15 protein-coding genes and 1 tRNA gene are annotated in these 19,861 nt (G+C 54.8%); 12 read left to right on the top strand and 4 right to left on the bottom strand.

What is annotated here, in order from left to right; genetic code table 11:
• Nucleotides 1–12: 12 nt before the first annotated feature.
• The 3 genes from IPJ12_11550 to IPJ12_11540 form a co-directional block, all read right to left on the bottom strand.
• The gene (locus tag IPJ12_11550; GenBank protein ID MBK7647774.1) at nucleotides 13–2,046 is read right to left on the bottom strand and encodes a response regulator; all 2,034 of its coding nucleotides are present in this window, start codon (nucleotides 2,044–2,046) and stop codon (nucleotides 13–15) included.
• 133 nt (nucleotides 2,047–2,179) lie between these two features.
• Nucleotides 2,180–3,712: a fumarate hydratase gene (locus tag IPJ12_11545; GenBank protein ID MBK7647773.1), complete on the bottom strand. Its 1,533-nt coding sequence runs from the start codon at nucleotides 3,710–3,712 to the stop codon at nucleotides 2,180–2,182.
• 13 nt (nucleotides 3,713–3,725) lie between these two features.
• The gene (locus IPJ12_11540) at nucleotides 3,726–4,262 is read right to left on the bottom strand and encodes a TIGR00645 family protein (protein ID MBK7647772.1); all 537 of its coding nucleotides are present in this window, start codon (nucleotides 4,260–4,262) and stop codon (nucleotides 3,726–3,728) included.
• A 252-nt stretch (nucleotides 4,263–4,514) separates the two neighbouring features.
• On the opposite strand from IPJ12_11540, the gene acs reads away from it, so the two are divergent.
• The 12 genes from acs (at nucleotide 4,515) to IPJ12_11480 (ending at nucleotide 18,943) form a co-directional block, all read left to right on the top strand.
• Entirely contained in the window at nucleotides 4,515–6,476 is a 1,962-nt protein-coding gene (acs, locus tag IPJ12_11535) for an acetate--CoA ligase (GenBank protein ID MBK7647771.1), read from the top strand.
• A gap of 174 nt (nucleotides 6,477–6,650) precedes the next feature.
• Nucleotides 6,651–6,842, top strand: coding sequence for a hypothetical protein (locus IPJ12_11530; GenBank protein MBK7647770.1), 192 nt, complete (start codon nucleotides 6,651–6,653; stop codon nucleotides 6,840–6,842).
• On the top strand, nucleotides 6,843–9,554 hold the full coding sequence (locus IPJ12_11525; GenBank protein ID MBK7647769.1) for a histidine kinase: 2,712 nt from the start codon (nucleotides 6,843–6,845) through the stop codon (nucleotides 9,552–9,554).
• A gap of 18 nt (nucleotides 9,555–9,572) precedes the next feature.
• Nucleotides 9,573–9,944 carry a response regulator gene (locus IPJ12_11520; protein MBK7647768.1) on the top strand — a complete coding sequence of 124 codons (372 nt, stop codon included), beginning with the start codon at nucleotides 9,573–9,575 and terminating at the stop codon, nucleotides 9,942–9,944.
• Nucleotides 9,945–10,035: 91 nt separating this feature from the next.
• Entirely contained in the window at nucleotides 10,036–12,198 is a 2,163-nt protein-coding gene (locus IPJ12_11515) for a 3'-5' exoribonuclease (GenBank protein MBK7647767.1), read from the top strand.
• 7 nt (nucleotides 12,199–12,205) lie between these two features.
• The gene (locus tag IPJ12_11510) at nucleotides 12,206–13,261 is read left to right on the top strand and encodes a hypothetical protein (protein ID MBK7647766.1); all 1,056 of its coding nucleotides are present in this window, start codon (nucleotides 12,206–12,208) and stop codon (nucleotides 13,259–13,261) included.
• Nucleotides 13,262–13,356: 95 nt separating this feature from the next.
• Nucleotides 13,357–15,246, top strand: a complete 1,890-nt coding sequence (locus tag IPJ12_11505) for a CBS domain-containing protein (GenBank protein MBK7647765.1) — start codon at nucleotides 13,357–13,359, stop codon at nucleotides 15,244–15,246.
• A 2-nt stretch (nucleotides 15,247–15,248) separates the two neighbouring features.
• The gene (locus IPJ12_11500; protein MBK7647764.1) at nucleotides 15,249–15,914 is read left to right on the top strand and encodes a hypothetical protein; all 666 of its coding nucleotides are present in this window, start codon (nucleotides 15,249–15,251) and stop codon (nucleotides 15,912–15,914) included.
• An 81-nt stretch (nucleotides 15,915–15,995) separates the two neighbouring features.
• On the top strand, nucleotides 15,996–17,960 hold the full coding sequence (locus IPJ12_11495; GenBank protein MBK7647763.1) for a VC_2705 family sodium/solute symporter: 1,965 nt from the start codon (nucleotides 15,996–15,998) through the stop codon (nucleotides 17,958–17,960).
• Nucleotides 17,960–18,208, top strand: coding sequence for a DUF4212 domain-containing protein (locus IPJ12_11490; protein ID MBK7647762.1), 249 nt, complete (start codon nucleotides 17,960–17,962; stop codon nucleotides 18,206–18,208). The genes IPJ12_11495 and IPJ12_11490 overlap by 1 nt, the downstream gene beginning before the upstream one ends.
• Before the next feature lie 314 nt (nucleotides 18,209–18,522).
• A tRNA-Ser gene (locus tag IPJ12_11485) sits at nucleotides 18,523–18,613 on the top strand.
• A gap of 123 nt (nucleotides 18,614–18,736) precedes the next feature.
• On the top strand, nucleotides 18,737–18,943 hold the full coding sequence (locus IPJ12_11480; GenBank protein ID MBK7647761.1) for a type II toxin-antitoxin system HicB family antitoxin: 207 nt from the start codon (nucleotides 18,737–18,739) through the stop codon (nucleotides 18,941–18,943).
• An 81-nt stretch (nucleotides 18,944–19,024) separates the two neighbouring features.
• On the opposite strand, the gene IPJ12_11475 is transcribed toward IPJ12_11480, so the two are convergent.
• Entirely contained in the window at nucleotides 19,025–19,840 is an 816-nt protein-coding gene (locus IPJ12_11475) for an inositol monophosphatase (protein ID MBK7647760.1), read from the bottom strand.
• Nucleotides 19,841–19,861 lie beyond the last annotated feature (21 nt).

Below are 19,861 nucleotides of genomic sequence, written 5' to 3'. Positions count from 1 at the left end.
CCGATGGGCTGATCAATGTGTTGCCGCCGCGGTGGCCTGCTCGAGCGAACGAAGGATAGCGGCGAACAGATTTTGCGGTTCGATCGGCTTGGCGACAAAGTCGTTCATGCCCGCCTCAAGGCAACGCATCCGGTCTTCTTCAAAGGCATTGGCGGTCATGGCAATGATCGCCACTTTCGCGCCAACAGGCAGTGAGCGAATCAACCGGGTAGCCTGCAAGCCATCCATGTTCGGCATTTGCATGTCCATCAGGATTACATCAAACCTTTGGCTTTCCAGCATGCCGACAGCCTGGCAGCCATCGTCGGCCAAGGTCACGATTTGTCCTGCATCTTCCAGCATGGAGGCGGCAATTTCCCGATTGATCGGTTCGTCATCAACCACCAGAACACGGTGCCCTGGAAAGCGTTTGATCAGTATTTGTTCAGGACTTTCGAGCGTGCGAGGCATGACGTTGGATGCTGTATAGAGCTTTTTTTTCAGTCTTACGGTCAACCAGAAAAGACTGCCTTTTCCCAATTCGCTGCTGGCACCGACAGTGCCGCCCATGAGTTCCGCCAGCCGCTTGGTAATTGCCAGTCCTAATCCGGAGCCCCCATATTTTCGTGTAATCGTATTGTCCGCCTGTTCAAATGCAGAGAATAGTTTGGACAACACATGGTCCTCGATGCCAATGCCGGTATCCTCGACTTCGAAGCAGAGCAGGGCGTCCTCAGCATTGTCTTCAAGCAGGCGAACGCGCAGAGTGACTTGGCCGGCCTCGGTGAATTTGATGGCATTGGCCGCGTAGTTGAGCACCGCTTGTTGCAAGGCTGTGGCATCGCCCAAAAGGTTGGGCGGCGTGGGGTCAGCTTCGGTAATCAGGCGCAGACGCTGATGCTGGGCGCGAGCTTGCAGCATCGAGGTGACGTTGGCGAGAATACTGTCGACCTGAATTTTCGTTTGGGTAAGTGTGACTTTTCCTGCTTCGATTTTTGAAAGTTCAAGCACCGTGTTGATGATGTTCAACAGGTGGGTGCCGGCTGCTTCCAGTTTGTCGATCTGTTCGAATTGTCGTGGTGTCAAGCCGCCACGACGGATCAGATGCGCCATGCCGTTAATGGCGTTGAGCGGCGTCCGGATTTCGTGGCTCATGTTGGCCAGGAATGCGCTCTTTGCTACGCTGGCTGCTTCTGCAGATTCCTTGGCTTTGCTCAGCTCGGCGGTACGTTCTTCGACCAGTTTTTCAAGTTGTTTGTGATGCCCGATCAGTTCGTCCTGAGCCATTTTGGTGGGCGTGATGTCGCGGGTAATCGACAATAGGCAAGTGACGCCATCCAGCTCTATTCGAGAAACCGAGAACATTCCCCAGAATATTTCGCCAGTTTTTTTGCGAAAGCGTGCCTCAAGGAGCAACTTGTCCTCACCATTGCGAATCCGCTCGGCAAAGCGTTGGCGATCCGCGGGGTCGAACCAGATGTTGAGGGTCAGTGCGCTCTGCCCGATGAGTTCATCCCGCGTGTAACCGATTTTTTCGATAAATGCGTCGTTAATGTCGATATAAACGCCGTCTTTCAAGCGTGTGATGGCGATCACATCAAACGTTGTCTGGAATACAGTTTGGTAACGTGTCTCGCTGGCATCGAGCGCTAGCCTTGAATTGATAATCTCGGTGATATCCTGGAAATACCAGACTCGCCCCAGATATTCACCACTGCTGCTGCGTAGTGGCGTTGAATGGCGCTGTAGCGTACGTCCATCCTTCAGAAGGATGTCGCAGATGTCTTCCATCTCTGGATTCGCGTACAACTCAAGTACGCGCTCGATAAAGGACTCGGGGTGCTCGACCAGCAGAGCTACCTGATTGAGCTGGTTTGAATCTGGTGTGAATAGCAAGTTATCAATTGGTGATGCCGGTATGGGCAGTCCCCAAACAGAAAAAAATCGCTCATTAACTGAAACGACTGCACTGTCCTGATTGACGACCAGAACTCCATTGGGCGACCCGTCAACGATTGCGCGTTGCAATGAGGCATGAAAGGAGTCGCTCAGCTTGCCCGTGTCCATGATTATGCGCGGTCTATTGAATCACTAATTGTACTCACATTGTATCCAACAGCGTGATCTGGTGCTCTCTGGTAAATCATCGAGCAGGCGCAAAAAACCCGGCATTTGCCGGGTTTTATGTGGGTGATTTCTATCACGCAGCGACAGGAATCTTGCCAATCTTGATCTGCCATTCTTTCGGCCCGGTGTTGTGAACACTAATGCCTGAGGAGTCCACTGCAACGGTCACCGGCATGTTCTCGACATCGAACTCGTAAATCGCTTCCATACCGAGATCCGCGAAGCCGACGACCTTGGCTGACTTGATCGCCTTGGCCACCAGGTAGGCGGCGCCGCCGACGGCCATCAGGTAGGCCGACTTGTTGTCCTTGATCGCCTCGATGGCAATCGGGCCGCGCTCGGACTTGCCGATCATCGAGATCAGGCCGGTTTGTTCAAGCATCATGCGGGTGAACTTGTCCATGCGCGTGCCGGTGGTCGGGCCGGCCGGTCCGACAACTTCATCACGCACTGGATCGACCGGGCCGACGTAGTAAATGACGCGGTTGGTGAAGTCCACCGGCAACTTCTCCCCCTTGGCCAACATGTCGGCAATTCGCTTGTGAGCGGCGTCGCGGCCGGTCAGCATCTTGCCGTTGAGGAGCAGCTTTTGGCCCGGCTTCCAGGCGGCAACTTCTTCCTTGGTCAGTGTATTCAGATTGACCTGGGTGGCGGACTTGAGATCCGGCGTCCAAGTGACGGCCGGCCAGTCTTCCAGCTTCGGCACTTCCAGCTTGGCCGGGCCGGAACCGTCGAGATGGAAATGGCAGTGGCGGGTTGCGGCGCAGTTCGGGACCAGAGCGACCGGCAGGTTGGCCGCATGGCAGGGGTAGTCCAGAACCTTGACGTCGAGCACGGTGGTCAGGCCGCCGAGGCCTTGGGCGCCAACGCCCAGTGCATTGATCTTTTCCATCAGTTCGAGGCGCAGCTCTTCCGGGCGGGTCAGCTTCGCACCCGTAGCAGCCTTGGCCTTCAGTTCGTGGATATCAACCGGGGCCATGATCGATTCCTTGGCCAGCAGCATGGCCTTTTCAGGCGTGCCGCCGATGCCGATGCCGATGATGCCGGGCGGGCACCAGCCAGCGCCCATTTCCGGAATCTTGTGCAGCACCCAGTCGACCAGATCGTCGGAAGGATTGAGCATGGCGAACTTGGATTTGGCTTCCGAGCCGCCGCCCTTGGCGGCACAGATCACTTCAACATGATGTCCGGGAACGATCTCGAAATGGACGACGGCCGGGGTGTTGTCCTTGGTGTTCTTGCGGGCACCTGCGGGGTCGGCCAGCACCGAGGCGCGTAGCGGATTGTCCGGGTTGCCGTAGGCACGACGGACGCCTTCGTCAATCATCTGCTGAATGCTCATGGTGGCGTCAGGCCAGGTAACCTGCATCCCGACCTTGATGAATACCATGCCAATCCCGGTGTCCTGGCAGATCGGGCGATGGCCTTCGGCCGACATGCGTGAGTTAGTCAGGATTTGGGCGATGGCGTCCTTGGCGGCGGGGGATTCCTCGCGGTCATAGGCTTCACCAAGTGCCTTGATGTAGTCCAGTGGGTGATAGTAGCTGATGTACTGGAAGGCATCGGCAACGGACTGGATCAGATCTTCTTGTTTGATGGCGGTCATGCGCAACTCCGGGTCAGTGGTTTTTTTGATGTTGCAATGCGAGGGTCTGGGTCATGGTCTTGTCAACCAGGGCCATGGCCAGGGCGGAAAAAAGGAATACAACATGGATGATCACCTGCCACATCAGCGTGTGCTCGGGCAGGTTGGCGGCATTGATAAAGCTTTTCAGCAGGTGAATCGACGAAATGCCGATGATGGCGGTCGAAAGCTTGATCTTGAGAACACCTGCATTGACGTGGGACAACCATTCAGGCGTATCCGGATGGTCATCGAGATCAAGTCGGGAAACAAAAGTTTCGTACCCGCCGACAATCACCATGATCAGCAGGTTGGCAATCATGACGACGTCAATCAGGCCGAGTACGGTGAGCATGACATCGGTTTCGGTAATGTGCGCGGTGTCGAATGCGTTATGAACCAGATGGCTCAATTCGACCATGAACAGCCAGCAATAGACCACCTGGGCAACGATCAGGCCCACATAGAGCGGGGCCTGAATCCAGCGGCTGGCGAAGATTAGGGACTCGAGAGATTTGATCGGTGAACTCATCGTGGGATTCGGAAAAAGGAGGACGGGAAGTTTATCACGCGACTGGCAAGCTTCCGGAATCCCCTCAATTGCTGCGCCGCAGCGTGATTTCGTAAGGCGTTTGTAAGAATATCGACGTCTAATGCCGCATCAACGCTGGCGGGGGAGGGTAGTGTTCTCCAGCTTGCGCGGCTTTACACCGTCTCGGGATTTTTCCGGGATCTACATCGGTTGTTTCAACGTAAATTGCGAAGTACCGCAGAGGAGAAGAATATGTCGAATGAGTCCGTGCAGCTAATTTATCCGTCTGAAGAAATGGTCAAGAACGCGGCGGTTTCGGGGATGGACGCCTACCGGGCGCTGTGCGCGGAAGCGGATGCAGATTATCCGGAATTCTGGGCCAAGCGTGCCCGTGAAATGATCACCTGGAAGCAACCGTTTACCCAGGCGCTGGATGAGTCCAACGCCCCGTTCTTCAAATGGTTTGCCGATGGCAAGCTGAACGTTTCTTACAACTGCCTTGATCGCAATGTTGAGGCTGGCCTGGGTGACAAAGTCGCCATCATCTTTGAAGCCGACAATGGCGAAGTGACCAAGGTTACCTACAAGGAGATGCTGACCAAGGTTTCCAAGTTTGCCAACGCCCTGCGTGGCATGGGCGTCAAAAAGGGTGATCGCGTCGTCATCTACATGCCGATGACCATCGAAGGTATTTGCGCGATGCAGGCTTGTGCCCGTATCGGCGCCATTCACTCCATCGTTTTCGGCGGTTTCTCCGCCCAGTCGTTGCGTGACCGCATGCACGATGCTGGCGCCGTTGCCCTGATTACCTCCGACGGTCAATACCGTGGCGGCAAGGCCATCCCGCTCAAGCCGATCGCTGACGAAGCTTTCGCCATGGGTGGCTGCGAGTCCGTCAAGAACGTCATCGTCTTCAAGCGAACCGGTGGTGATGTTAACATGCTGGCTGGTCGTGACACCTGGTTGCACGATGCAGTTGCCAATCAGTCTGATGTTTGTGAGCCGGAATGGGTTGAAGCAGAACATCCGCTGTTCCTGCTCTACACATCCGGTTCGACCGGCAAGCCGAAGGGTGTTCAGCACTCTACGGGTGGCTACCTGCTGCACGCCATCATGACCATGAAGTGGACCTTCGACATCAAGCCGACGGACGTCTTCTGGTGTACGGCTGACATCGGCTGGGTCACTGGTCACACCTACATCACCTATGGCCCGCTGGCCTGTGGTGCAACCGAAGTCGTCTTCGAAGGCGTTCCGACCTACCCGGATGCTGGGCGTTTCTGGAAGATGATCCAGGATCACAAGGTTTCGATCTTCTACACCGCACCGACAGCCATCCGTTCGTTGATCAAGTCTTCCGACACCAACCCGGCCGTCCATCCGAAGGCTTACGACCTGTCTTCGCTGCGCATCCTTGGTTCGGTCGGTGAGCCGATCAATCCGGCTGCCTGGACGTGGTACTACGAAAATGTCGGCGGCGGTCGTTGCCCGATCGTCGATACCTTCTGGCAGACCGAAACCGGTGGTCACATGATCACCCCGCTGCCGGGCGCTACGCCGCTGGTTCCGGGTTCCTGCACCCTGCCGTTCCCGGGCATCCAGTTCGCCGTGGTCGATGAGACCGGTGCCGATCTGCCATGGGGTCAGGGCGGTATCCTGGTTTGCAAGAAGCCTTGGCCGTCGATGATCCGGACGATTTGGCAAGACGATGATCGCTTCGTCAAGTCTTATTACCCGCAAGACTTCCAAGGCAAGTACTACCTGGCTGGCGACGGCGCGATTCGCGACAAGGATACTGGCTACTTCACCATTACCGGTCGTATCGACGACGTGTTGAACGTTTCTGGTCACCGCATGGGTACGATGGAAATCGAGTCTGCGCTGGTTGCCAATCCGCTGGTTGCAGAGGCTGCTGTTGTTGGCCGTCCGGATGATCTGACTGGTGAAGCGATCGTGGCGTTCGTTGTGCTGAAGGGCTCACGCCCGACAGGTGATGACGCCAAGCGCATCATCAAGGAACTGTCTGACTGGGTGGGCAAGGAAATCGGTCCGATTGCCAAGCCGAAAGACATTCGTTTCGGTGACAATCTGCCGAAGACCCGTTCGGGCAAGATCATGCGCCGTTTGCTGCGTGGTCTGGCCAAGGGCGAGGAATTGACGCAAGACACCTCGACGCTGGAAAATCCGGCCATCCTGGAACAACTCAAGGGCTAATTCAGGCGCTGGGCACAGAGGCGGCGAGCTTGCCCGCTGCCTCTGACGAAGAATAGGCAAGGAGGGGACAATGGTCGCCCATAAGGTGGCCTTCCGTGTAGTCGCAACAGACTATATGCCAACAACGGCTGGCACGCTTGGCGTGCCGGCCGTTTTCTTTTTCAGGATGGGGTTGTGAAAAGAGCAAATCCGACCCGTCAGCGGCTGGCTGCACTCGGCCTGCTTGGCGCGCCCCTATTAACGTACCCGTTACTTAGCCTGCCAAGCGGCGAGTTCGGGGGTATTCCTGCGACCTATCTGTATCTGTTCGGCGTCTGGGCTGGATTGATCGCTTTGGCGGCCTGGGTGGCCGAGCGAGGCAAGTAGATGCTTTCCGGCTGGTTCATCGCGTTCTTGGCTGCAGCCTATCTCGGCCTGCTTTTTGCTGTTGCGCGTTTCGGTGATGCCCGTGCCGATGCCGGCAAATCAATCATCTCGCCTAACGTGTATGCCTTGTCGCTGGCCGTTTACTGCACCTCCTGGACTTTTTACGGTAGCGTCGGTCGGGCTACTTCCGGCGGATTGTCTTTCCTGACGATATATATTGGTCCGACGTTGATGCTGCTTTGCGTCGGCGTCATCATCAAGATGATCCGTATCAGCAAGGCTCAGCGCATTACGTCGATTGCCGACTTCATTGCCTCGCGCTATGGCAAGAGCCAGTTGCTGGCTGGCATGGTGACGGTTATAGCGGTCATTGGCGTTGTTCCTTACATTGCGCTGCAATTGAAAGCGATGGCAGCGAGCGTCGATGTCCTGCTTGATCATGCGGGTAGCAATGGCGAGATTCTGGGGCTGGATTCAACTTTTCTGATTGCCATCGTGCTCGCGCTGTTTTCGATATTGTTCGGGACGCGCCATCTCGATGCAACCGAGCGGCACGAGGGCATGGTAGCGGCAGTGGCATTCGAGTCGGTGGTCAAGTTGTTCGCATTCGTCGCAGTGGGCTTGTTTGTCACCTACGGGATGTTTGGCGGGTTCAGCGACCTGTTCCAGAAAGCCAGTGCGAGCGCCAACCTCAGTCGCTTGCTGCAACTTGATTCCGGACGAGCGGAAACATGGACCTCGCTGATTCTGCTCTCCGGGCTGGCGATTATTTTTCTTCCCAGACAATTCCAGATCATTGTGGTCGAGAACGTGGATGAGGCGCATCTCAAGCGCGCCGTCTGGCTATTTCCGCTGTATCTGCTGCTGATCAATATTTTTGTGTTGCCTCTGGCGCTGGGTGGTTTGATGCATTTTGGTGGAGATCATGCCGATCCTGATACCTTTGTACTGACCTTGCCGCTTGCCCGGGGGGCCGAGGCGATGGCGCTGCTCGCCTTTATCGGAGGACTGTCGGCGGCGACCGGAATGGTGATCGTTGAAACGATCGCGCTGTCGACCATGGTCTGCAACGACCTGGTCATGCCTTGGTTGCTACGGTCAACCTGGCTGCAGACGGAAAAACGAAAGGATTTGTCTGGTCTTCTCATCGCTATCCGGCGCATTGCCATCGCCTCAATCCTGTTGCTTGGCTATATTTATTTTCGTCTGGCCGGTGAAGCTTATGCGCTGGTGGGTATCGGATTGATCTCATTTTCAGCGGTTGCCCAGTTCGCACCAGTCATGTTCGGCGGCATGTACTGGAAGCAGGGTACGCGTGCCGGTGCGGTGGCTGGCTTGCTGGCTGGATTTGTCATCTGGGTATATACCCTGTTGCTGCCATCCTTTGCCAAGTCGGGCTGGATAGACAGCGGCTTTGTCGTGCAGGGATTGTTCGGCCTTGAATGGCTAAAGGCGCAAGCACTGTTCGGGTTGACTGGTCTGGATCCGATATCGCATTGTCTGTGGTGGAGCATGTTGGCGAACATCGGCGCCTATGTCGGGGTGTCGCTTAATACCCGGCCGGATGCTGTCGAAGCAAGCCAAGCCGAGCGATTTGTCGATGTCTTCCGTTTTGATTCACAAAATGCCGAAGCACGGCTGTGGCGTGGTAAAGCTTCACCAGAGGCCTTGCTGGGGTTGCTGGAGCGTTTCCTCGGGGCTGGACGAGCAAAGCAGCAATTAGGTGCCTATGCCTTGTCACGCGGTGCCAAAGACTGGCGCAGCTTGCCGGCAGATGCCAAGTTTGTTCAGTTCGCCGAAGCGGAACTGGCTGGCGCGATTGGTTCGGCCAGTGCACGGGTGATGGTCGCGTCCGTGGCACAGGAGGAAAATCTTGGATTAGAGGAAGTGCTCGATATTCTCGATGAAGCAACCCAAGTGCGGGCCTACAGCCACGAACTGGAGGCCAAGCGGAGCGAGTTGGAGGCGGCGACCGCAGAGTTGCGTGAAGCCAATGAGCGTCTGCGTGAGCTGGACCGCATGAAGGATGATTTCATCTCAACCGTGACCCACGAATTGCGAACGCCTTTGACATCAATTCGTGCACTCTCCGAGATGTTGCATGAAGACCCGCGTATTGAACTCAGTGATCGCAAGCGCTTTCTCGGCATTATCGTTGGTGAAGCCGAGCGCCTGACCCGCCTGATCAACCAGATTCTAGATATGGCCAAGCTGGAATCCGGACGGGCAGAATGGATTACCAGCGAAGTCGACCTTGGCGAAGTGGTTCGCGAGGCTATGGAATCGTTGGGTCAGTTATTTCGTGAGCGCTCGGTTGCTCTGGAGGGTGAGTTGCCGAGTCAGGGCCCGGTGGTCCTGGCTGACCGCGACCGTTTGACTCAGGTCATGATCAACCTGCTGTCGAACGCCGTGAAGTTTGTACCGAGTGAAACCGGGCGCGTTTTGGTCAGGCTCTCCAGCTCGGCAGGCCTTGTTCGGGTTGAGGTCCGCGATAACGGTCCTGGTCTGACGGCCGAAGAATGCAATGTCATTTTCGAAAAATTCCGGCAGGGTGGAAACACGATGACCGACAAGCCGCAAGGTACTGGGCTTGGCTTGCCGATCAGTCGCCAGATAGTTGAATATTTTGGTGGTAATCTTTGGGTTGAAAGCGAGCCCGGTTCCGGAGCAAACTTCATTTTCACGGTGCCTTTGCCGGTGCCGGAGGAATAACAAAGGGAGACAAACCTCATGAGCAAGAAAATCCTGATCGTTGACGACGAGCCGAATATTGTTATTTCGCTCGAGTTTCTGATGAAGAAGGAAGGCTTTACCGTGGCCGTGGCCGTGGACGGTGAGGAGGCGCTGGCCAAGGTGGCAAGCTTCGAGCCGGATCTGATTCTGCTTGATGTCATGATGCCAAAGAAGTCCGGTTTTGAGGTCTGCGAGGCACTTCGGGCCGATCAGGCGAGAGCTGGTTTACAGATCGTGATGTTGACGGCCAAGGGGCGCGATACGGAAGTGGCCAAGGGCCTCGCCATCGGCGCCGATGCTTACGTCACCAAGCCGTTTTCGACCAAGGATCTGGTGGCCAAGGTGAAAGCCATGCTTGGTGTTGCCTGAGTCGGGAATTTGCCAACTGCGAAAATAGCAGCTGCTCCTACGGTCAACGGCAAAAAAAGCCAAAAAATAAAAATTCCTCGGAATGCTCGCCATGAAGGCTAAACATCGTTTTATCGTTGCAGTCATTGTGCTCGGTTTGTTGATGACCGGGCCGTTTGTCGTGACCTCACTGCTCGTCTGGCTGGACCTGAAAGAAGCTGAGCGCGACATGCTGACTCAGTTGCTGTTGTCGCGCCTGCCGGTAGGGACAATCATGACCCTGTTCGGCTTTGCGGTTGGTGTTGGCGTACTGCACAAACTGTTCAAGCAATATGTTGAAGGGCTGTTACGCATGTCGGAAACGCTGCGCATGATGCTCGGCGCCAATCGAGATTTTCGGGTAACCGTTGAGGGACCGCCCGAAGTGCAACAGCTGGCTCAGGCAGCCAATGATCTGGCGCAGCAACGCGATGCTCTGATGGACGATGTGGATGCGCAGATTGCAACCGCCAATGCCTCGGTCGAGGAGGAAAAAAACCGCTTGGCCGCGCTGATGTCCGAACTGGCACAGGCGGTTGTGGTCTGCAATCTGGATGGTCGCATCCTGCTTTACAACAACCGCGCTCGACTCCAATTCAAGGCACTGTCGCAGGGGCCGACCTCGGTGGCCGGCGGTGCGTTGATCGGCCTTGGGCGTTCCATTTTTTCGATTCTGGAAAAGAGCCAGGTCGAACATGCCCAGGAAGTCATCTACCAGCGCATGTCAGCCGGAAAAACGGCAATTTCCAATTTCATCACGACGACACGCGGTGGTCAGTTGCTGCGTGCCCAGATGGTGCCTGTCCTTGCCGCCACTGGAGAGGCGGCGGAAGCAGCGATGTCCGGCTACGTGCTCACGGTTGAAAACATTACTCGCAGCATCGAGGAAGAAGAGCGCCGGGATCGGGCACTGCACTCGCTGACCCAAGGCAGCCGTTCCTCGATTGGCAATATCCGCGCAGCCGTCGCCAATTTGCTGGATTATCCTGATATGGAACCCGAGCTGCGCGAACGTTTTCTGCGGGTGATTGATGACGAGGTTGCCAAGCGCAGTCAGGTCATCGATCAGACCATGAGCCAGTTCTCCGATGCCATCAAGACGCGCTGGCCGCTTGAGGATATTCTCGGCATCGACATCATTGCAGCGGCGCAGCGCCGTATCGATGAAAAGCTGAAGTTACAGACCAAGACCGAGGCGCTTGACGATGCGCTTTGGATCAAGGCAGACAGTTTTTCGCTGGTTTTTGCGCTGGTCAGCCTGGCATCGAAACTGCAGGATCACTACGAGCCGCGCGAACTTCGATTTCGCCTGACATCGGCCGGCAGGCTGGCTTATCTCGACTTGATATGGGCCGGGCCGGCCATGTCCTCCGAGACCTTCTACACGTGGGAAATGGAACCCATGCAGATTGGTGGCGAAACTTCGCCGCTGAGCTTGCGTGACGTTATCGACCGGCACGCCGGTGAAATCTGGTATCAGCGTGAAAAGGCTGCGCATCGCGCCTATTTCCGTTTTGTGTTGCCGGTGGCAGTACCTGAAATCGAGCCGGATCTGGAGGAGCGAACCAGCGGTAGCGGGCGTCCGGAATACTACGATTTCGATCTGTTCAAATTTGAAGACAAATCCATCGATCTAGATCGCAAACTATCCGAGTTGACTTATACCGTTTTCGATACTGAAACGACCGGGCTTGAACCTTCCAAGGGCGACGAAATCATTCAGGTGGGCGCCGTCCGCATCGTCAATAACCGGCTGCTGCGCCAGGAGACTTTCAACCAGATTGTTGACCCCGAGCGGCCACTCAAGCCGGAATCGATTCCTATTCACGGTATCACCGAAGACATGGTGCGTGGCCAGCCGAATATCGACGTCGTGTTGCCGGCCTTCCACGAGTTTTGCGAAGATACCGTGCTGATTGCGCACAATGCCGCGTTCGACATGCGCTTCCTGCAACTCAAGGAAGAGCGTACCGGCATTCGCTTTACTCAGCCGGTACTGGATACCCTTCTGCTCTCTGCCGTTGTTCACCCAAATCAGGAGTCACACAAACTCGACGTCATTCTTGAACGTCTGGGCATAACGATCGGCAAGCGCCACAATGCGCTGGAGGATGCGCTGGCGACCGGCGAAGTTTTCCTGAAGCTGGTCAAGCTGCTGGAGGATCAGGGCATCGTAACCGTACGCCAAGCCCTCGAAGCGGCTGAGAAGACCTATTTTGCCCGGATTAAATATTGAGGTTAGCGTGAACTCCGACTTCACGCTGCCTTGCCGGCAGCAACTCGCCCTTTTATCCGCCCTCGAGGCGTTGGCAACACTTGATATGGCGCCAGCACTGGCTGGCCGTCTGCGAGAGTTCCAGCTGCGCAAGGCAGGCAGTGGTCTGGACGGTATCGTTGCAGCACGTTTTATTTCTGCATTCAATGATCGCCTGTCATCAAAGCTCATTGAGCTGACGGCGCGCCGGCATCATTTGCCACCCGTCGCTTGGTGCTGGCTGGCGCTTGGTTCGGAGGGACGAAATGAGCAGACGTTTGTTACTGATCAAGACAATGGCCTGATATTCAGTTCAGCGAGTGTTCAGGAAGCCGTTGCCATGCGGCAACTCTTCCTGCCCTTCGCGCAGGAGGTCAATCAGCATCTCGCTGAGTGTGGTTTTGCCTTGTGCAGTGGTCAAATCATGGCCGGCAATCCCGCTTGGTGCCTGTCGTTCGACGAGTGGCGCGAGAGGTTCATCAACTGGGTGCGACGCCCCGATCCCAAGGCATTGCTCAATGCCACCATCTTCTTCGATCTCCAGCCACTGTATGGTGACCTTGAACTGGGGGAGCGACTGCGTACGCTGTTGCTATCGCTTACTGCTGAAACGCCATCATTCCAGCATCTGATGGCGGCGAATGCCTTGCAGGCAGAAGCGCAACTCAATTTCCGTGGTGAACTTGCGGTCGATGCCAATGAGTCCATCGACATGAAAAAATTCGGTAGTAGGATTTTTGTCGATGCGGCCCGAATTTTTGCACTGGCTACCGGGGTGAGAGCGGTCAATACCGCCGAACGTCTGCGGGGGGCTGGACCGCTGGTGGGTATGCAAACGCATGAGATTGCTGCGGTCAACGCGGCTTTTTCGCATATTTTGAAATTACGTCTGGCGCAGCAAATTGATGCTGCTGCCAAAGGTGAGGTGGCGGGATATGGCCTGAAACCCGCAACACTGCATGATCTCGATCGGGCCATTTTGCGTGAGGCGCTCAAACAGGCGAAACGTCTGCAGCAACGCCTCAAGTTAAACTATGCACTCTAAAATATGAGGTTGTCGTGACTACGCAACAGCAAAAAGGACAAGAAATGGCCGTCGGTCAGGTTGAAATGGCACTGCGTCAGGATGGACGATCCAGGATGGCCGGAAATACGCAGGCTTTCCTGCGCAATCACGCACCATTCAACAAGATGCAGCCGGAAGCACTGCAAAATTTTGCCGAGAAGGCACAGATCGTTTTTTATGCGGCGGGCAGCGAGATTGTCGGGCCGGATTCGGGCAAGGTCCGGTTCTTTTATCTGATTGAGTCAGGCAAGGTGCAGGCGCGTCAGGCCGGCGAAGTAACCGTCACTGAATATTCGATTTTAAGCCTTGGGGCTGGAGAAAGCTTCCCGATCGGGGCGGTAACGGCAGGGCGGCCATCGACCAATGTCTATCTGGCGGTGGAAGATACCTTTTGCTATCAGTTGCCGGCCGATGATTTCCTGGCGCTGATGAGCAGCAGCCCGGAGTTCAACCTGTTCTGTACGCGCTATATTGCCAGCCTGCTCGATCAGTCGCGTCGCCAGTTGCAATTGCAATTTGCCCAGCGCGCCAGCGAGCAGCAGACGCTGAATTCCCCGCTGGCGGGTATCGGGTCGCGGACGCCGATTACCGTGTTGCCCGAAACGCCATTGCGCGCGGCACTTGAAACGATGTCGCAGGCTGGTGTTGGTTCACTTGTCGTTGTTGGTGGAGACGGCAAGGCGGTTGGGGTATTTACCCGTACTGACCTGCTTGATCGCGTCGTGCTGGCCGACCTGCCGCTGAGCACGCCGATTGCACAGGCCATGTCTGCCAAGCCGTTCATGATTGAAGAGCACGCCACGGCTTACGACGCGATGTTTGCGATGGCTACCCATGGTATTCGCCATGTGCTGGTGACCGATGCTGAGGGCAAGCTGACTGGGGTGGTTTCCGAACGAGATCTTTTCTCGCTGCAGCGTGTTGGCTTGCGCCAGATTCGTCAGTCCATCGATAGTGCCCAGAACGTTGAGGCTTTGCAGCAGGCCGCCACTGATGTTCGGCAACTTTCGTTCAACATGCTGGCGCAGGGCGTCGGTGCTGAGCAACTGACGCAGTTCATCTCGGCATTGAACGATGCACTGACTCGTCGAGTCATTCAGCTCAATCTGGAAAATCATAATTTTGACGGGATCGAATGGGCGTGGCTGGCTTTTGGTTCCGAGGGGCGTGACGAGCAGACTTTCAGTACAGACCAGGACAACGGTATTGTTTTTGCACCGCCAGAGGAGGTATCGATCGATGCGCTGAAACAGCGCTTTCTGGCCTATGCCCTTGACGTTAACAAGGACCTGGACCGCTGTGGTTTTCCGCTCTGCAAAGGAAACATCATGGCGAGCAATCCGCAGTGGTGTTTGACGCTCGATGAGTGGAAAGACCAGTTTTCTACCTGGATTCGCATACCGCAACCTGATGCATTACTTAACGCAACCATTTTCTTCGACTTTCGGCCGTTGTTTGGACAGGTGGAGTTGGCTGATGCCATGCGCCGTCATTTGTTGGCCCAAACAGCAGTCAATCCGATGTTCCTGCGCGCCATGGCAAAGAATGCACTCGACGTTGAGCCGCCTCTTGGCAAGATACGCGATTTCCTGACGGATCTTGAGCCCGGCCATCCCGGCAAGATCGACTTGAAAAAATATGGCTCGCGCATATTCGTCGACGTGGCACGTATCTATGCGATGGCAAGTGGCGTTCACAACACCAACTCGATTCAGCGTCTACGAATATCTGCGCAGCGCCTGTCAATTCGCAGCGAGGAGATCAACGCTGTGCTTGAGGGGATGAACTTCATTCAGTTGCTCCGTTTGCAACATCAATATCTTGAAGGGGAGCCGGGCACTCAAGGGGACAACCTGATCGATCCGGAAACACTGAATGAACTGGATCGTCGTATTTTGAAGGAATCGTTCCGCCAGGCCCGGAAGATACAGACTCGTCTCAAACTCGATTACCAGGTGCAATGACCATGCTCGGGCTGAAGAAATTTCTGTTTAAGGGTGGTGCCCCAGCAAGCCTTCCAGGCGATGTGCAGGCCTCACTTGAAGCCTGGCGGCGCAGTGCCGCGCCGAGCATGGAAGAACTTCATTTCCATACGCGATACGTTGTCGTTGATATCGTCAGTAGCGGCTCCAATCCTGATAGTGACAAATTACTTGGTTTGGCTGCAACGTCAATCTGGAAGGGGGCTGTCCAGCCCGACGATACCTTCTACGTGGACTTTTCGACGCTGGATGGTGAGGGTGCTGCGGTCGACCGGCAATTAACGGCGTTTTTGCTATTTGCTGCCAAGGCACCATTGGTGACTTATCATATTCCTTATGTGGGAGGCTTCCTGCACCGCGCCTTCAAAGAACGCCTCAATGTGGATTTTCAGCCCCAGTGGATAGACCTCGCCTGGCTGCTTCCTGCGATGTTTGAAGATAAGGGCCATACGGTTATGCCGCTGGACCACTGGATTGATGAATTTGGCCTTGAGGCCGGAACTGGTCGGCGTGATGCCATGGCCAACACGCTGCTGCTAGCCCGGATTTTTCAGATGCTGACTGTCCGTGCCGTGAGCAAGGAGATCGATACCGCGAGCCGGTTGATCGAAGAGTCCCAGGCCAGCAGTTTCCTCCGTCGAAATCACTAGCAGCAAAGGGCTGTGCGCTCTCTGACCAAACTGCAGCGCTATTACCTGTATTACACAGGTGGCTTCCTGTCGTTTGTCGGGATGCTTGCTGTGCTGGAAAAAAACGGAATGTCGCCGCGTTGGATCGGCTACTCCTTCTTGTTTTTTACCATCTCCATGTATGCCATCATCGGCATTGTTAGCCGGACGGCTGACGTTTCGGAGTACTACGTAGCCGGTCGGCGTGTTCCAGCCTTCTTTAATGGCATGGCGACCGGCGCTGACTGGATGAGTGCTGCGTCATTTATCGGTCTGGCGGGCACCCTCTATCTGTCAGGCTTTCAGGGTTTGGCCTATGTTATTGGCTGGACAGGGGGGTTTGTCCTGGTCGCGCTGTTACTCGCACCTTATCTGCGACGTTTCGGCCAATATACAGTGCCGGATTTTTTGGGTGCACGCTATGGCGGGAATGCCATTCGCCTCGTTGCTGTTGGCGCCGCAATTCTGGCGTCCTTCGTCTACGTGGTGGCGCAAATCTATGGGGTTGGAGTTATCACCAGCCGTTTTGTCAGCCTCCAATTCGAGATTGGTGTCTTCGTTGGTCTGGCGGGTATCCTGGTCTGCTCCTTTCTGGGCGGGATGCGAGCGGTGACGTGGACACAGGTAGCCCAATATCTGATTCTGATCGTTGCCTACATTACTCCGGTTGCCATTCTTTCCTATAACGTCACTGGTAATCCAGTACCACAACTGGTTTATGGGCAGGTACTGCAGCAGGTTACGCAGTTGGAGAACCGTCTATTCGAGACACCAGCAGAAATTCAAGTACGGCAGCTCTACCGTGAACGGGCAGATTTGTATGCTCAGAAAATCATGCAGCTGCCGTACTCATTGAGCTTCGAGCGAGAACAGTTATCTGTTCAGATCAATCAGCTCAAGGCCAGCGATGCACAGATGAAAGACATTGTCGTTCTTGAACGGCAGCGTCGAGATCTACCGCACGATCCAGATCAGGCCAGAGCGCGTTGGGAAAATGCCATGTTTTCCGCCGTTGACCGTAGCAAGCCGCCGATTCACCACGGTGAAGCTTTTCCCGGTGAAACGCCAGAAGAGCGGGATGTTTTGCGGATCAATTTTCTGGCGCTAATCTTTTGCCTGACTATTGGCACAGCTGCATTACCGCATGTTCTGACACGCTACTACACTACGCCAACAGTTCGTCAGGCCCGAGAATCGGTGTTCTGGTCGTTACTATTTATCTTGCTCTTGTACATCACCGCGCCGGCTTACGCGGTTTTTGCAAAATATGAAGTCTTGTCGCACCTCGCTGAAATTCCCATTACCAAATTGCCGGGCTGGGTTGCCGCGTGGTCAAAAATCGGGCTGGTCAGCATTGAGGACATCAACGGTGATGGCATTCTCCAACTGGCCGAACTATCGCTGAATCCCGATGTGATCGTCCTGGCAACCCCGGAAATCGCGGGCATGCCCTATGTGGTCTCCGGTCTTGTCGCGGCTGGCGGGTTGGCGGCAGCGTTATCTACGGCAGATGGCCTGCTACTGACCATCACCAGCGCCCTGTCACATGACGTCTATTACCGCATTATCCGGCCTGACGCTTCAACCCAATTCCGTCTGGTAATTTCGAAATCAATGTTGTTGGTCGTAGCTGTATTGGCTGCGACCGTTGCGGCTCAAAAGCCAGGAACTATTCTCTCCATGGTGGCTTGGGCATTTTCAATTGCAGGCTCCGCATTCTTTCCTGCCCTTGTACTAGGAATTTTTTGGGAACGAGCGACGCGCGCAGGGGCACTTGCCGGCATGCTTGTAGGCATTACTCTCACCATTTACTACATTTTTCGTGTCGAATTTGACAGCATTCCCGTGCTTGGTATCAGTGGATTCAATATGGATCCCTGGTTTCATGTTGAATCTACCTCGGGGGGGCTATTTGGCGTTATTGCCGGATTTTTGACTATCGTGCTTGTCAGTCTCTTTACGCGTCCAGATCCGAGTGCAGCAAGCTTCCTGAAGACGATACGCTTCCGTAACTCGGGGGAGTCATAATGGCGAAATCGGACGCCTATTGGCGCAAAACCCGGCGCCTGACCTTCTCTTTACTGTTCGTCTGGGTGTTCACTACATTCGGCCTGACCTGGTTTGCCAGAGATGCCAACGAAATTCTTATTCTTGGCTTTCCTTTGGGCTTCTACATGGCTGCGCAGGGCACCCTTGTAATTTATTTGCTTATTATTTGGTGGTACAACCGACAGATGATAAGAATCGATGCCGAGTTTGGTATTGAAGATGACTGACGGCCTACGGTGACCTTGTTCCTGATTAGTGCAGTAAGGTCTGTAATAGAAATGCTTGCTCTATGCTTGGCTGGGCAAGGATTTCTTTACCTCGTGGCAGGGCGAAACAGAGCGGATAATTATGTCTATCGACTATTTGATCTGATTACCAATGCGCCACGCAAGCTGCTTGCCTCGGTATTGCCAGCATGCGCGGGGCCTGTAGCTGGTGGTATTTTCAGCTTTGTCATCCTGGTGCTTCTATGGCTGGGGCTGGCATTTATCCGAAAGTCTATTTGACCAAAGCCGTTGTTCTGCTACAATGCGCGGCTTCCGGAGGGGTGGATGAGTGGTTTAAGTCGCACGCCTGGAAAGCGTGTGTAGGGTAATCCCCTACCGCGGGTTCGAATCCCGCCTCCTCCGCCAAAAATTACACAAAAAGCGCCCTATAGGGCGCTTTTTGTTGTTCCATAAAAGTAGTTCGTGACTGATTGAAATGGAGGGGGGCGTGCTTTGGGGGGCTACCTCAAAGTGTGCGAGATTTAATTTATGGTAGAGAAGTTGAATTTTACAATTGATCAAGAAGGCGGAGTTTTTGTTGCTCGGTGCATAGAGCTGGATATCTCAACCGACGGTTTGACCAAGGAAGAAGCGGTCGAAAACCTGAAGGATGCACTTGATTGTTATTTTGCTAACCCGGATGAGCGCCTTGATAGGCGTCTCGATCGATCTGGCGAGAAAGACGAATCGCTATAGTTTTTTGCCGGACTTTGTATTGCGATACTACTGCACATTCGAAAAAAAGCACCTAAAGGTGCTTTTTGATTTCTATTTTGGTTAGCCTCGAACAGATTCCGGTAGCTTGTCTTGGATAAGTTTAAGTAGCGGGGCGAATACTTTAGGAGTGCCTGCAACGAGATTTCCAGATTCCAGGTAAGTGGCATCACCGCGCAGATCACTCACCAGACCACCTGCTTCGGAGATTAGGAGCGCACCCGCTGCCATGTCCCACGGAGAGAGGCCAAACTCCCAAAATCCGTCGTAACGACCACAGGCAACATATGCCAAGTCAAGTGAGGCAGCCCCGGGACGACGTTGTCCGGCAGTCTTCTGAGTCAGTTCTTTGAAGATAGCGATGTAGGTGTCTATGTGATCGAACATTCGGTACGGGAAGCCGGTTCCAATCAGTGAGTCCTGAAGTTTGGTGCGCTTGGAGACGCGAATGCGACGCTCGTTAAGGAATGCACCCGCACCTTTGCTGGCTGTGAATAGTTCATTGCGATTGGGGTCGAAGACAACGGCTTGTTCAATCACCCCGCCCTTTGCCAGTGCTATAGATACGGCATACTGGGGGAGACCGTGGATAAAATTGGTTGTGCCATCGAGTGGATCGATGATCCACTGATACTCTGAATCACCGCTACCATTGCTCGAGGCGGTCGCGCCGGACTCCTCTGCTAAAATGCCGTATCCGGGGTAGGCATCCACCAAGGTTTCAATAATTGCAGCTTCAGCTGCTTTATCGACTTCAGTTACGTAGTCGTTAGGTTGTTTGGTGGTGACCTTGAGTAAATCCAGGTCGTTAGACGCACGATTGATGATCTGGCCAGCGCGACGCGCTGCCTTGATGGCAATATTCAGAGTTGGATGCATGAGCTTAAAGAGCTTTTGCGG

It is taken from the genome of Betaproteobacteria bacterium, from assembly GCA_016709965.1.
Taxonomy (GTDB): Bacteria; Pseudomonadota; Gammaproteobacteria; order Burkholderiales; family Rhodocyclaceae; genus Azonexus; species Azonexus amarohabitans.
This window is presented reverse-complemented; position numbering and strand designations above follow the sequence as displayed.